Annotated in this window: 20 protein-coding genes; all 20 read left to right on the top strand. The window is 37.4% G+C overall.

Annotated elements, in window-relative coordinates; genetic code table 11:
* Positions 1–314: 314 nt before the first annotated feature.
* Positions 315–692, top strand: a complete 378-nt coding sequence (flgB, locus tag BR65_RS06820) for a flagellar basal body rod protein FlgB (RefSeq protein WP_051932685.1) — start codon at positions 315–317, stop codon at positions 690–692.
* 27 nt (positions 693–719) lie between these two features.
* Positions 720–1,157: a flagellar basal body rod protein FlgC gene (gene flgC / locus BR65_RS06815; RefSeq protein WP_023179032.1), complete on the top strand. Its 438-nt coding sequence runs from the start codon at positions 720–722 to the stop codon at positions 1,155–1,157.
* Positions 1,158–1,184: 27 nt separating this feature from the next.
* Positions 1,185–1,505, top strand: coding sequence for a flagellar hook-basal body complex protein FliE (fliE, locus tag BR65_RS06810; protein ID WP_034537473.1), 321 nt, complete (start codon positions 1,185–1,187; stop codon positions 1,503–1,505).
* 27 nt (positions 1,506–1,532) lie between these two features.
* Positions 1,533–3,107 carry a flagellar basal-body MS-ring/collar protein FliF gene (gene fliF, locus BR65_RS06805; RefSeq protein WP_034537471.1) on the top strand — a complete coding sequence of 525 codons (1,575 nt, stop codon included), beginning with the start codon at positions 1,533–1,535 and terminating at the stop codon, positions 3,105–3,107.
* A gap of 8 nt (positions 3,108–3,115) precedes the next feature.
* Positions 3,116–4,120 carry a flagellar motor switch protein FliG gene (gene fliG, locus BR65_RS06800; protein WP_023179027.1) on the top strand — a complete coding sequence of 335 codons (1,005 nt, stop codon included), beginning with the start codon at positions 3,116–3,118 and terminating at the stop codon, positions 4,118–4,120.
* Positions 4,104–4,862: a FliH/SctL family protein gene (locus tag BR65_RS06795; protein WP_034537469.1), complete on the top strand. Its 759-nt coding sequence runs from the start codon at positions 4,104–4,106 to the stop codon at positions 4,860–4,862. The genes fliG and BR65_RS06795 overlap by 17 nt, the downstream gene beginning before the upstream one ends.
* A gap of 2 nt (positions 4,863–4,864) precedes the next feature.
* A complete protein-coding gene (gene fliI / locus BR65_RS06790; RefSeq protein ID WP_034537467.1) occupies positions 4,865–6,196 on the top strand; it encodes a flagellar protein export ATPase FliI in 1,332 nt (443 codons plus the stop codon).
* 218 nt (positions 6,197–6,414) lie between these two features.
* Complete coding sequence (gene fliJ / locus BR65_RS06785; RefSeq protein ID WP_023179024.1) at positions 6,415–6,849, top strand: flagellar export protein FliJ; 435 nt, start codon at positions 6,415–6,417, stop codon at positions 6,847–6,849.
* 60 nt (positions 6,850–6,909) lie between these two features.
* Positions 6,910–8,325 (top strand): flagellar hook-length control protein FliK, encoded by a 1,416-nt coding sequence (locus BR65_RS06780; protein ID WP_034537464.1) that lies wholly within the window; start codon positions 6,910–6,912, stop codon positions 8,323–8,325.
* A gap of 19 nt (positions 8,326–8,344) precedes the next feature.
* Positions 8,345–8,776 (top strand): flagellar hook assembly protein, encoded by a 432-nt coding sequence (locus tag BR65_RS06775; protein WP_051932683.1) that lies wholly within the window; start codon positions 8,345–8,347, stop codon positions 8,774–8,776.
* Complete coding sequence (locus tag BR65_RS06770) at positions 8,776–9,150, top strand: TIGR02530 family flagellar biosynthesis protein (protein ID WP_034537462.1); 375 nt, start codon at positions 8,776–8,778, stop codon at positions 9,148–9,150. The genes BR65_RS06775 and BR65_RS06770 overlap by 1 nt, the downstream gene beginning before the upstream one ends.
* A 73-nt stretch (positions 9,151–9,223) precedes the next feature.
* The gene (locus BR65_RS06765) at positions 9,224–10,093 is read left to right on the top strand and encodes a flagellar hook-basal body complex protein (protein WP_034537460.1); all 870 of its coding nucleotides are present in this window, start codon (positions 9,224–9,226) and stop codon (positions 10,091–10,093) included.
* 84 nt (positions 10,094–10,177) lie between these two features.
* Positions 10,178–10,381, top strand: coding sequence for a flagellar FlbD family protein (locus BR65_RS06760; RefSeq protein WP_034537459.1), 204 nt, complete (start codon positions 10,178–10,180; stop codon positions 10,379–10,381).
* Positions 10,378–11,187, top strand: a complete 810-nt coding sequence (locus BR65_RS06755; protein WP_034537457.1) for a motility protein A — start codon at positions 10,378–10,380, stop codon at positions 11,185–11,187. Before BR65_RS06760 ends, BR65_RS06755 begins: the two co-directional genes overlap by 4 nt.
* Positions 11,180–11,908, top strand: coding sequence for an OmpA/MotB family protein (locus BR65_RS06750; RefSeq protein WP_034537455.1), 729 nt, complete (start codon positions 11,180–11,182; stop codon positions 11,906–11,908). Before BR65_RS06755 ends, BR65_RS06750 begins: the two co-directional genes overlap by 8 nt.
* A 7-nt stretch (positions 11,909–11,915) precedes the next feature.
* Entirely contained in the window at positions 11,916–12,383 is a 468-nt protein-coding gene (locus BR65_RS06745; protein WP_034537454.1) for a flagellar basal body-associated FliL family protein, read from the top strand.
* Positions 12,384–12,410: 27 nt separating this feature from the next.
* Entirely contained in the window at positions 12,411–12,803 is a 393-nt protein-coding gene (locus tag BR65_RS06740; protein WP_034537452.1) for a flagellar biosynthetic protein FliO, read from the top strand.
* The gene (gene fliP / locus BR65_RS06735; RefSeq protein ID WP_034537450.1) at positions 12,800–13,570 is read left to right on the top strand and encodes a flagellar type III secretion system pore protein FliP; all 771 of its coding nucleotides are present in this window, start codon (positions 12,800–12,802) and stop codon (positions 13,568–13,570) included. Before BR65_RS06740 ends, fliP begins: the two co-directional genes overlap by 4 nt.
* An 11-nt stretch (positions 13,571–13,581) precedes the next feature.
* Positions 13,582–13,845 (top strand): flagellar biosynthesis protein FliQ, encoded by a 264-nt coding sequence (fliQ, locus tag BR65_RS06730; protein WP_023179012.1) that lies wholly within the window; start codon positions 13,582–13,584, stop codon positions 13,843–13,845.
* Positions 13,846–13,855: 10 nt separating this feature from the next.
* On the top strand, positions 13,856–14,608 hold the full coding sequence (fliR, locus tag BR65_RS06725; RefSeq protein WP_034537448.1) for a flagellar biosynthetic protein FliR: 753 nt from the start codon (positions 13,856–13,858) through the stop codon (positions 14,606–14,608).
* Positions 14,609–14,628 lie beyond the last annotated feature (20 nt).

The raw sequence follows: 14,628 nt of genomic DNA, 5'->3' as shown, positions 1-14,628 counted from the left end.
AAAGAGTAAGGTTTTTTTGCGTAGAAAATTAAGAATAGCAACAGTTTATTTGATTATCAAAGTAAATAAAAAAATCAATAAAAAAAAATTTTTTTTTAAAAAAATTTTTTTTGTGTGTTTTTGAGCAATTCGAACATAGAAAGTATATTGCTGAATAAAAACAAATGAGATATACTTTCTTAGGTTGATATTATTGCATAGTTTGCCAAAAAGGCGACCCAGAAATGTATAATAATTAATAACACATGTGTTTTATTTAAAAGTAATTATCATAACAGAGCAAGATAAAAAATGAGTATATGGGAGTGAAAGAAGTGGACTCTACCTATAATTTGATGAAAAATGCATTAGATGCCTCATCTATGAGGCAAGAAATGATTTCAAGCAATGTTGCGAATGTGAATACAGCGGATTACAAAGTAAACAAAGTCGATTTTGAAACGATTTTAGACAATGTATCAAATGGGACAGCGATGAATAAAACGAACGATTTACATATAGGTTTTGGAAGTTTAGAAGATGTTTCACCGGTGGTATCTAAAAGAACAGATACAACAGTGAAAGAAAATGGCAATAATGTCGACATTGATATCGAAATGGCGGAAGAAGCCAGCAACAGTATTTATTATAATGCAATGATAACGCAATTAAACGCTAAGTACTCTATGTTGCGGAGTGTAATTACGAAGTAGTAAATAGAAAAAGAAGAAGGTGTATTCATGTCGATTTTTGATTCCATGCAGATAAATGCAAGTGGATTAAGTTTAGAACGATTAAAACTAGATACGATTTCAACAAATATTGCGAACGTCAATACCACACGTACGGAAGATGGAGAAGGCCCTTACTTAAAAAAAGAAGTCGTATTTGAAGAAAGTTTGAAACAAGTTGAATCATCTATGGCTGGTCAAGGAACTGAAAAAAGTTTTGGCGTAAAACCTACTGAAATTAGAGAAAATACAGAAGATATCGTGATGGAGTATGATCCAACAAACCCAGATGCAAACGAAGAGGGATATGTTCAACAATCGAACGTCAATATGGCGGATGAAATGATCGATATGATGACGACACTGCGTACGTATGACGCTAATGTAACAGCTATGAATGCCAGCAAAGAAATGCTCTCAAAAGCGTTGCAAATCACGATTGGTTAATAAATAAGGTTTAGAGGAGAAGTTAAAATGAATGTAGATTCACTTTTTAATAGTTTAGTTAATGGTCCATCACAAACAGGGCTAACGAGTGGAATGAATACCCAAACGAGCGAAGAAACAAACGGACTATCGTCATTTTCGGGTATGTTAGAAAATGCGATGAGTTCACTAAATGAACAACAAGTATCAGCGGATCAAGGTGTACAAGACCTGATATCTGGCAATACAGATAATTTACATAATGTGATGATTCAAACTTCTGAGGCTCAATTGTCACTAGAACTAGCTTTGCAATTAAGAAATAAAGGCCTAGAAGCTTACAACGAAATAAAAAATATGCAATTTTAATGAGTTTTTGAGGGAGTTACGCTAATTATGAATGGAATTAAGAAAATCTGGACTGGCATCAAAGACGGTTGGACGAATCTTGGCAAAAGCAAACGAATCGGATTAGGTGTGGTTCTAGTACTTGTCATTACGATTGTAACGGCTTTGACCTTCTATACGCAAAAAGTAGAGTATGCTACATTATTTTCTAATTTAGAAGAAGCCGATGCAGGGACAATTGTAAATGATATCAAAGCTAAAGGAATCGATTATAAGTTAGAAGACAATGGGACAACGATTTTAATTGATCAAGCTCAAGTAGATACATATAGAATTGAATTGGCCGTAAACGATATGCTGCCAAAAAGCAACACAGGATTTGAGATCTTTGACGAGACCAGCATGATGGCGACAGATGAAGATCGTAAAATCATGTACCAAAGAGCGGTCACAGGTGAATTGGAACGCTCGATTTCGGCATTGGATTCGATTGAACAAGCAAAGGTGCTGTTGTCATTACCAGAAGACAGTGTCTTTACTAGCGAAGAAAATGTATCAAAAGCTTCTGCTTCTGTCGTTTTGACGCCAATCAGCGGGTCACAAATTCCTGTTTCTGCTGTACAAGGTATCGCTTCATTGATTTCAGGAGCTGTAGACAATCTGCCTAAAGAGAACATTAAGATCGTCGATACAGCAGGAAACTTATTGAGCACAGCGCTGGAAGATGAAGGCAATTTGAATGCAACCGACTTAGTTAGTAAATACCAAGCTATCACGCGCAGCTATGAACAAGAGTTGGAGCAAAAACTGATTCAAACGTTAGGTCCAATTTATGGCATCGAAAAATTGACGGTTGCAGTGACTGCTGAGATGAATTTTGACTCAAGTGAAAGTGAAATCATCAATTATGGCGATTCTTCTGTTCGCAGCGAAACAGTTTCTGCCGGTGGTGGAACCATTGATGTAGAAGAAGGCGAAGGGTTCGAAAACAGTATCAATCAAATCGAGAGTGGCGAAGAAGGCGGAAACTCTACCTATAATCGTACCACGAATTATGAGTTGAACTCGGAAACAACAAATACGGTCAAAGCACCTGGAGAAGTAGAACGTTTAAGCACTTCGGTTATTTTTGACGGCAATTTAAGCCCAGCTGACAAAGAAGCTCTTGAAGCGATTGTGGCTACAACAGTTGGTTCGGTTGAAGAACGAGATGTGATTTCTATACAAGGGATTGATTTTGCAACCAGTACTGATGTAATTGAAACAACAGCACCAGAGCAATTAAAGAGCAGTATCCAGGATGTTATGATGCGGTATTGGCCATATCTTGTTGGTGGATTAGCGATCGTTGTGATCTTGATTTTATTGCTAACACTGTTACGCAGACGATCAACTGCTGACGATGAATTGGATTTCTTTGATGAGGAAGAACCAGAGCCAATCGTAGCGCCACGCAGTCCAGTCAAACCACTAGATGAGGAAAGAAAAGCGAAAGAAAAAGCAGATCTGAAGCGAGAATTAAATAAAAATATGTCTGAAAAAGAAAGCACTGTAAGAGATTACGCGAAAGAAAGTCCAGAAGGCGCAGCTGACTTGATCAAAATTTGGATGAAAGATGAGTAGGTGAAGGTATGAAAGAAGTAGACGGATTAAAAAAAGCGGCTATATTGCTGATATCGTTAGGCTCAGAAACGTCAGCCAAGATCATGAAGAATCTGCCGGACAGCTACATTCAAAAAGTGAGTTATGAAATAGCCAACATTGATTATGTGAATCCAGAAGAACGGGATGCGGTCATCAATGAATTTATCGAAATGTCTCAAGCAAGAGAATACGTGATCGATGGAGGGATCGATTATGCGAAGAACTTGTTAAATATGGCAATCGGCCCTCAGCGTGCAAAAGAAGTAATCGACATGTTGAATCAGATCCAATTGCGTGAACGCCCATTCAACATTGCGCGTAAAGCAGACCCTCAACAACTGACAAATTTATTGCTAAATGAGCAACCTCAGACTGTCGCTTTGATCTTATGTTATATGCAACCTGAAAAAGCAGCCATAATTTTATCTGAATTTCCAATTGAATTGCAGTCAGAAATTGCTGAAAGAATCGGAACAATCACCAGCACATCTCCTGCCATTATTGAGAAGATTGAAAAAGTAATTGAAAATAAATTTTCTAATTACATTGAAAATGATCTGGAAACAGTTGGTGGCGTTCGTACATTAGTTGAAATCTTGAATTCAGTTGGACGAAGCACTGAGAAAAATATTATTAAGGTGTTGGAAGAAAAACAACCCGAACTGGCTGAAGAAATCAAAGCAAGTCTATTTACGTTTGAAGATATCATCACGCTTGAAAAAGGCGATGTACAAAAAGTTCTTAGAGATGTTAAAAATGACGACTTGGCATTGGCTCTTAAAGGAGTATCGGATGAAATCAAGAACTTCATTTACACCAACTTATCTACTCGTGCAGTGGACACACTTAAAGAAGATCTTCAATTCATGGGACCTATTCGCTTATCTGCCGTTGAAGAAGCTCAACAACGCATTGTGACCGTGATTCGTCGCTTAGATGAAAAAGGCGAGATCTATTTGAGAAGAGGCGATTCTGATGCCATTATCTCATAGGATCATTAAGCAAGGACAATCCTTTACCGAAGAGAACCGAACTTTTATCCAAACAGACATGGCACCTGCAAAACCCTATGAAGCCTATTTAAATGAAACAGATCAGGTCGAAGAAGAGCCTATTGAAGCGATTCAAGCCAAAGCCCTGTTAGATGAGACACGCCAAAAGAAACAAGCGATTCTCTCAAAAGCTGAAAAAGAAGCAGAGCAACTGAAAGAAGCAGCTGAAAAATCTGGCTTTGAACAAGGTAAGAAACAAGGGTACGAAACGGGTTACACAACCGGCTATACAACTGGTATGAAACAAGCTGAAGCAGAAAGCCAAGTTATGAGAGATACGATTCAACAGATGCTGGATGAAGCTAAAGAAACCGTGGAGAATTATTACCAAGCGAAAAAAAATGAATTTTTAGAATTAGCTGGACATATGGCTGAAACCATTGTGCATAAAAGTATTGATGTTTCGTCGGATCAAGTGATGGATTTGATCAATCCTGTGCTGCATCGTTTAAAACGAGAAGACCAATTCATTACCTTGATGGTCAGACCGGAACAAAAGGAACTCGTGAAAGAAAAAGTCAAAGAGTTTGAAAAAGAAAACCAAGATATTCGCTTTGCAGTACTGACAGACAATACATTGGATAAAAATGGCTGCGTTGTTGAAAATGCCCATGCCATTATTGATTTGCAAGTCAGAAAACAATTAGATGCCATGATAGAGGAAATGAAGAATGCGGAGTGACGATGATGTTTGATATCCCTTTTGATGCTTACCACAACCAATTGAATAGAAAAAGCTACTACTTAAAAATGGGAAAAGTCAGTCAAGTGACGGGATTAATCATTAAAGTAGAAGGTTTAGATGCGTTTGTAGGAGAAGTATGCGAGATTCACATCAAGTCATCTGGCAGAATAGCTTTGAGTGAAGTTGTTGGATTTATAGACGAAATGGTTTTATTGATGCCCTTAGATGAATTAGAAGGTATTGGACCAGGTTGTTTAGTTAAACCAACGGGTAAAACACTAAAAGTTGAAATCAGTGAAAAACTGCTGGGGAACACGTTGGATGGTTTAGGCCGACCAATGGACACCTCTCTAGAAGTGGATGGTGTGTTCTATGATGTAAACCGAAGTTCTCCAAATCCATTTAAACGAAAAAAAATCCAAGATGTTATGCCGACCGGGATCAAAGCAATCGACGGCACGTTAACCGTCGGAGAAGGTCAACGGGTCGGGATTTTTGCGGGTAGTGGAGTCGGAAAGAGTACTTTACTTGGAATGATGGCTCGCTACATTGAAGCCGATGTTATCGTGATTGGTTTGATCGGTGAGCGTGGCAGAGAAGTCTTGGAATTTATCGAAAAAGACTTAGGAGAAGAAGGGTATCGAAAATCAGTCGTGGTGTGTGCCACTTCTGATATGCCGCCGCTTGTACGACTAAAAGGTGCTTCTGTAGCTACAACTATTGCAGAATATTTTAGAGATCAAGGTAAGAAAGTCGTGTTGATGATGGACTCTGTAACGCGTGTGGCGATGGCTCAACGCGAGATCGGATTAGCGACCGGCGAACCACCAACGACCAAAGGGTATACGCCTTCTGTTTTCACGACATTGCCTAAGTTGTTAGAACGAAGCGGGATGTCGGAAAATGGTTCGATAACGGCCTTTTATACAGTTTTAGTTGAAGGGGACGATATGAACGAACCGATCGCCGACTCTGTGCGTGGGATCTTGGATGGACACATCGTGTTGTCACGAAAGATTGCTTCGGAAAACCATTATCCCGCTATTGATATTCAAAACAGCATCAGCCGGTTAATGAAAGACATCACAACCGAAAGTCATTCAGCAACAGCTGGTAAGGTAAAAGAAAATATGGCTGTATATGCCGACTCAAAAGATTTGATTGACGTAGGTGCTTACCGTAAAGGAAGCAATCCACTGGTCGATCGAGCCGTTCAATTAAATACACCAATCAAGAATTTTTTGAAACAACGGGTGGATGAACGCTATGCCTTCGAAGAAGTAGTGGACCAATTGAAGACCCTTTTTGAAGTGCAGCAATTTGGCAATTAAGAGAAATTAAATTGAAAAGTGTTGTAAAAAATGTTGCTTCACGTAACAGTGAACTGATTTTCTCGCTCCACTTTTACGTCAACGATTATTTCAGTGCCTTTTTCGTGAAGGAAAGGCTGTCGGTTCTGCTTTTTGGAAAACGTTCTAAAGTAACTAATTGGGTATATAGAAGTAATGAGGACAAGTGTCTCAGTCGATTAAAGTAAGGAGCAAAGAAAGTGGCAAACTATCAATTTTCAATGGAAAAAGTATTGGATTGGAGATCCGATACTGAAGAAGAGAAAAAAAAGAATTTGGGACACGTTCAACAACAAAAAGAACAACAAGAAAACACCTTACAACGGTTGATACGGGAAAATATCAAAATCAAAAATGATAGTTTAACATCGACACGAATTGATGTATTGAGACGTCAACATCTTTATAAAACTATGATTGATGAAAAGATCATTCAGCAAAAAAATATTGTTGCTAAAGCTGAAAAAGAAGTAGAAAATGCTCGTCTTGAATTAATGGAAGCCCATAAAGATCGAAAAGTCATGGAGAAGTTAAAGGAAAAAGAATACAGCTTTTTAATGGAACAAGAAAAACATGAGGAACAAAAACAGCTAGATGAAATGGCTACCTTAAGTTTTGGAAAATCCTATTTCTAAGATACATAGAGTAAATTAAATAGAGATAGCTACTTCCAATGAAAGGAGGTGAAAAAATAAATGAACCCAACTCCAATTGCACCAATAAGTAATGGAGTACAAAAATCGCTTGATCAGCGACAAGAAGTAAAACCTGAAGAATTTGAAGCTCAGCTTGCAGGGTACTTAGAAAAAGAGAAGCCAAACAGGATACATAAAGAAAAATCTAATTCTAAAGAAACAGCTGAAGAAGATACTCCAGAAGAATCAACAGACGAAACGCTTAGCGTAGAAACACCACTGCTTTACATGGGATGGCAAAATCAGCAACAAGCAACCTCACCAGCAAATGACAATCTGAGTGAACAATCTATAAATGAAGAAAATCAAATGATAAAGAGCAATGACTCTCTATTCTTGACGCAATTAGGTATGGAAGATGAAAAAATCGAATCAATGATTAATAATGAAGAACTGTCCTCACCAAAACTAGATGTAAGTACAGCGCCAAAAAATTCGATTCATTTGATGGACGTTATGGAAGAACAGTCTATTAAAGGTTCTGACAAAACAGCGTTAGCTGAAACAATTGTACTAGAAACCGATCCAGGTTTATCTGCTGTAAAAAAAGAAGTCCTTATGGTCGATTCATTAGTAGCAAATGGCCGATTTCTAACTGCGGAATGGAAAAGCGGAGGCAATACTGAACAAAATAGTGCTGAAACAGACGAAATGCCAGATTTGTCATTAAATGAGAAGCCAAAAATGCTCAATGAATCAGTTATTATTCCAGTTGAAACAAGTGAACGGACTGAACCAGTAAATCGAGTAGTCAAAGTTGTCAGTCCATTAGAGCAAGAGACAACTGAAACTCAAACGAATGAATCAGCAGAATTAAATACAATTGAACCAATCGTTAAAGAAGTTGCTTCGACTAAAAAGATTGCTGAGCATCAAGAGACTTATACACAAGTTGCTGAAATCGAGACACCTGTTTCAACTGTTCAACAACAATCAAACGTTGAGTCTTCGTCGATCAAACCGTTAAGTACAGCTGAACCGGTAAGACAAACAATGGTTCAAATGGTAAACGATGTCTTGCTAGAACAAGTTGAAACGGTATCAAGTGGCAAACAGTCGGTAGCGCGTGTGAGTTTAAACCCGGAGCGAATGGGAAACGTAAATATCAGAGTAGAAATGATCGACAATGTGCTCGTAACCAAAATCGTTGTGGATAACTTAGAAACACGAGAGTTATTAACAACCGGCATGCACCAGTTAACTGATAACTTAGACCGTCAAAATATTCGTTTAGGTGAACTAACAATTCAATTGAATGAAAATGGCACAGCAGATTTTACTTCTCAAGAAAGACAAGGAGAAGAACAAAAAAGTTCTTTTGGACAAAAAATGACTGTTTCAGGCAATGAATCAGAAGTTATGCAAGTTGAAGAAAAAAGGGATTCAGGTTCAGGAAGACTCAGCATATTAGTATAAGAGTGAGAGGAGGGAAATAATGGATTTTCCAATAGGTTTTATGATGGGATCAATCAATAATGTTTCGTCTACTGAAAAGAAAAATAATGAGCTTGCGACAGAAGATTTTCTACAAATCATGGCAGCATCCATAAAAATGCCTTCTATGCCAGGCGAAAGTGGTGGAAGCAGTGGTGGTGGAGAAACCGATTATCTAGCACAATTAGCTCAATTTAATACATTGGATCAGTTAACTACGGTTTCAGAAACGCTAAATATGAATGTCTTAATGACACAACAACAGCAAGCGTTAAGTTTATTAAATAAAGAAGTCAAGGTGGCTGGTGCAGAGTCAGGTTTTGTGACAGGAACTGTGGATAAAGTGAAATTTGACCAAGGATATGCAACGATCCAAATTGACGGTAAAGATTACACGTTAAATGATATTTTAGAAGTTGGTGAACAGGCTTAATGTCTTTTCGCATTGAAAGTACAACAAACCAATTAGTAGAGAACAAACCGAATTCGATCAATCAAAAAATTGATCGTTCCTTCCAATCCTTTTTTAATGAATCATTGCAAACACCTTCTACTGAAATGAAAATTTCAAATCATGCACAGAAACGAATGGAAGAAAGAGGGATTGAACTGAATCAATCCGATTTAACCTCGATTGAAGGGGCAATAGAAGAATTGAATCAGAAAGGGTCAAAGAATTCGGTGATTGTGTATAAAGATATGGCATTTATTACAAGTATCAATAACCGCACCATTATCACGGCAATGCATACCGATGAAATGGAAACTATTACCAATATAGATAGCATGAAAAAGATTAATAACTAAATTAGCTGGACTTATAAAGAAGCTACACTCTCATGGACTGACTGAAGTGAGATAATCGAATGGAGGAAAAGAAATGTTAAAATCACTATACTCAGGTGTTACCGGAATGAAAAATATTCAAACGAAAATGGACGTTATTTCAAATAATATTGCCAATGTAAATACAACGGCATTTAAAACAGGAAGAGTGCGTTTCGAAGATATGTTAAGCCAAACAAATGCCTCAGCTCAAGCAGGAATTAATGCTCAACAAGTTGGTTTAGGGGTTCAAGTTGGTTCTATTGATACTGTTATGTCAGGTGGATCATTGCAATCGACCGGAAGAGCATTAGACTTTGGGATTGAAAATGGCGACAGCTCGTTCTTTACTGTAACAGATGGCACAAACACTTTTTATACTAGAGATGGCGGTTTCTATGCAGATCCCGAAGGCAATTTAGTCACAAGCAGCGGATTGAAAGTACAAGGATACACACAAGGAACACCTGCAGCAAACGATGATACCTTTGAAATAGATAGTTTAGGAACAAACATGTCACCTATTAAAATCCCTAAAACGATTCCAAATGCAGATGGAACAGGTACGCTTGAATTACAAAGTTATAGCGTAGATAATGATGGATTTATTGTTGGATCATACAGCGGCGGAAAATCAATGGTCTTAGGACGCATGGGTCTAACGTCATTTTCTAATCCAGATGGACTAGAAAAAAGCGGTGGAAACTTATACACAGCTTCTGCGAACTCAGGCGATCCAGTAGCAGGTAATCCAGGAGATACAGGGTACGGCAGTGTTCGTTCAGGATTCTTAGAAATGTCTAACGTGGATTTAGCTAATGAATTTACTGAAATGATCGTAACCAGCAGATCTTACCAAGCCAACTCAAGAAGCATTACAACTTCAGACACGATGTTAGAAGAATTGATCAATCTGAAAAGATAAGTAGAAACTAGATAAGGAGGTTCTTAGGCAGTCCAAAGAACCTTCCATCTTGTTAAAAGGCCGATAACAGAATGGAGTTTGAGTATGATTGCTTTAACAGCTGTTTCAGGAAAAGAATTTTATTTAAATTGTGAATTGATTTATAGAGTAGACCGTTCTTTTGACACTATTATTACATTGACTGACGGGAAAACGGTAAGAGTCACCGAAACTGAAAAAGAAATAGTAGAAAAAGTCATTCAATATAAAAGAAAAATATACAACGGTTTTACAGAAGGAGAAATATGAAAAAAAACATTGTACCAATAGTTGGTTTAGTCTTAGGATTGGGGTTGATTATTTGGTCGATCACTTCTAGTGGCAATATTGCCAGTTTTATTGATACACCTTCGTTAGTTATCACACTTGGCGGTTCGTTCAGTGCCATACTGATCAGTTTTCCACTAAAATCGATCAAAACATTGCCGTCTATTTTGAAAACATTATTGCTTAATCCTAATACTGATTACGCTAAATTGATTGAAACTTTTGCGGCATTATCTAGAAAAGCAAGGAGCCAAGGGATCTTAGCAATCGAAGGGGATATAGAAGAACAAGACAATGAATTGATGGTAAGCGGATTGCAAATGGTTGTAGATGGTCTGGAACCAGAAACCATTAGAGACATTATGGAAATTACGACAGAGAATATTGAAAAAAGACATAGCGTTGGGCAAGATATCTTTTTAAAGTGGGGCGAAATGGCTCCGGCTTATGGGATGATTGGAACATTGATTGGATTGATCATAATGCTGGGAGAGTTAGATGACCCTAGTACCATTGGTGTGGGAATGGCTACAGCCTTAATCACTACTTTCTATGGAAGTTTCTTGGCAAACTTAGTCTTTATTCCGATTGCCAGCAACTTGCAAATGCAAACCATTGAAGAGGTACAGACCTGTGAAATGATCATTGAAGGTGTCTTATCCTTGCAAGCTGGTGAAAATCCACGTGTCATTGAACAAAAATTAAAAGGCTATCTGCCTTTTGAAAATAAAGAAGAAGCTATGAAAGCTGCAGCAAAACTTCAACAAGAGGAACAGAATTATGGCTAGAAGACGGAAGAAAAAAGAAACCAAAAACAATTCAAGTAGTGGTGGAGGATGGATGACGACTTTTTCAGACTTGATGTCGTTGTTGCTGACGTTCTTTATTTTACTGTATTCCATGTCAAGCGTCAGTGCGGAAAAATTTGAAGCTGCAGCTAAGTCTATGCAATCAGCATTTGGCGGTGGAGAATCGATGATTGAAGGAAGTACAGTAGTAGATATTGAAACAGAAAAAATAACAGAAAAAAGTGAAGAAACGATTGATCCAGAACTGGTCAAAATGTATAACGAAGTTGTCGCCTTTTTAGAAATGAAAGAGATGACTTCTCAAGCTAGCGTTGAATACGATCAAGATGGGATTTATGTAAACATTCAAGAATCAATTTTATTTGGAAGCGGAAGTGCTATTATCGCTGATTCTGGAAAGAATACGTTAAATGATCTGGGCGAATTGATTCAACAATTTGACAATGCTGTGGTGATAGAAGGCTACACGGATAATGTACCGATGAATAATAATAATTTTAGCAGCAACTGGGAATTATCCACAGGAAGAGCATTATCCGTCTTGCGGTATTTAAGTGAAGAAAGAAATGTTGATCCAACGAGATTGGCAGCTAAGGGATACGGTGAGTATCATCCAATTGTTCCAAATGATTCAGAAAGTAATAAAGCAAAAAACAGAAGAGTAAACATAGTACTTGTTTATGATCGGCAAGGAGGCTAAATAGATTATGGAAGCTGAAAAAGGTAAAGCAACTAAGGGGAAGAAAAAATGGTTATGGATCATTATTATTCTCGTTGCAGTAGTAATAGGAGCTTTGGTTAGTTTTGGTTTTACTTCTGGCAAAGCACAAGATATTATTTCAAATTTAGCTAAAGAAGAAGTGGTGGAAACGACTGTGCCATTAGAGGAATTTTTGATCAACTTAGATTCTGGTACATCCGTTAAGAAGAACTTTCTGAAAATTGAACTTTCTTTACATAGTTCAAGAGAAGGCGCTGGGGAACTGTTAACTGCGAATGTTGATCAAATTAGAGATACGGTTATCTCAGTTTTACGTAAGAAAACAGAAGCTACTGTTTTTAAAGAAGAAGAGAACAACTTGCTTCTTAAGCAAGAATTAAAAGAGGCTATCAACGCTCAATTAGATGAAGAGATAGTAGACGATATCTTTATTACCAATATCGTTACGCAATAAGAGAACGGAAGAAGGAGGAGTAGAAAGTTGGAACTGGGATTAAGTTATGTAGTGAAAAGTGTCGTAGCATTAATTGTGATCATACTTGCGGCTAATTATGGACTGAAATATTTAAGTACCTTTATGACAAAAAGAAATCAAGTGATCAAGGTGATTGAAAGAACGCCAATCAGTAAAAGTTCAGCACTGAGTATCGTAGAGATTGCAGATACGTATTACTTAATGAGTTTTACCGATACTCGCAATGAGATATTAAGAGAACTAACTACAGAAGAAAAAGAAAAAATCACCGCTAATATAGAAGAAACAAAACAAGTTGTTCCAATGAAGGCTAAAAATACCTATTCTGGGAAAAAAACGAGTCAGACCTTTAAAACATTACAGTCTCAGTACCAATCTTTTTATGAAAAGAGGAAATAGAGTTGCAAAAGAAAAAAATCTTAGTTTTAGCTTTATCCCTCTTTTTCACTACTTTCGTACTCTTTCCACAAGTTGTTTCAGCTACTGAAATAACAGACGGATTAAGTGGATTAACAGAAGCTATAGGGAATCAATCAGGTGGAACGTCAGAAGTTGTCCAATTGTTTCTTTTAACGACTGCGTTAAGTTTAGCACCAACATTTTTGGTGCTGACAACTTGTTTCACTAGGATTATTGTTGTCTTGTCTTTTGTTAGAAGTTCGTTAGGAACGCAACAAAATCCACCGAATATAGTATTGATGGGAATAGCGCTTTTCTTATCTCTGTTTATCATGCAACCTGTTTACACAGACGTTATGAATGATGCTATTACACCTTACATAAACGAAGAAATTTCTGGACAACAAGCTTTTGAATCAGCAGAGCTGCCGATCAAAGAATTTATGTACAAGCAAACAAGAGATGAAGACATTCAATTATTTTTAGATATTTCTAAAACGGAAAAACCGGCAGATGTGAATGACTTGCCTTTAACTGTGGCGATTCCTGCGTTTATTATCAGTGAATTAAGAACGGCATTCAGTATTGGATTTTTGATTTTTATTCCATTTTTGGTGATTGATATTGTAGTAGCGAGTATTTTAATGTCGATGGGGATGTTTATGCTATCACCTGTTATGATTTCATTGCCATTCAAACTATTATTATTTGTTTTAGTCGATGGATGGTATTTAGTTGTTGAATCGTTAGTTACAGGATTTCAGTAGAGGTGTAGAAAATGACAATAGTAAAAGTTTTAGATGTTATAAGAGAAGCCTTTATGGTTATGATCACTGTAGCTGGGCCGACCTTGATTATTGCACTAGTAGTAGGGTTGATCATCAGTATCATCCAAGCAACCACACAACTTCAAGAACAAACGTTAAGCTTTGTGCCTAAGATTTTAGCGGTAATCGTTTCGTTGATTGTTTTTGGAAATTTTATGCTGAATAGCTTAGTTGGGTTTACGCAGAAAATTTTTGAAATGATCGCGGAACTCTGAGAGGGTAATCATGACTATACAACTGCAAACCATTATTTTAATATTTATACGTATAACCGCTTTTATCGTAGTTAGCCCGGGATTTTCCATTAAAGGATTGCCCAGTGTTGCCAAAATCGCTTTATCTATGGGAATCACACTCGCAGCTTATTCAGCAGTACCTGTAATGGAGCAAGAAGCAGCTACACTTTTTTTTGCACTGCTGATCGTGAAAGAAGTATTAGTGGGAATCGCAATTGGTTTTATCACAAAACTGTTCTTTTCTGCAGTAGAGATTGCTGGGAATCTTGTGGATTTCCAAGTTGGCTTTTCTATGGGAGCTGTTTACGATCCAAGTATGGGGATAAACGTTTCCTATTATGGGAAAATTTATTATTGGTTGTCTATGTGTGTGTTTTACATGACTAATCTGCATCACATTGTCATCAAAAGCTTGGTTCAATCCTTTCAATATATGCCGATTTCCAGTACAAATATAGGCAGTTTTGGCGTAGAAGGAATGATGAAGCTCTTGGGCATTATTTTTGAATTAGCTTTTAATTTAGCAGCACCTATGATCATTGTGGCTTTACTGACAGAAGTGATTTTAGGGTTGATTTCGCGTTCGGTTCCTCAAATCAATGTGCTGATCTTAGGGATGCCTTTGAAGATCGTGGCCAGCTTTGTGATCATGTTGATACTACTGCCGACTTTAGTCAAAAATATCCAAGAAATATTGCCGTTAATGGTAAAATACATGAACGAGTTTCTTCAATCGTTGTAACGAATGTGAGGTGAGAGTGT

The sequence above is a fragment of the Carnobacterium inhibens subsp. inhibens DSM 13024 genome (assembly GCF_000746825.1).
Taxonomy (GTDB): Bacteria; Bacillota; Bacilli; order Lactobacillales; family Carnobacteriaceae; genus Carnobacterium_B; species Carnobacterium_B inhibens.
Note: the sequence above shows the minus strand (reverse complement) of the source record. Positions and strands in the feature narration are given on the sequence as shown.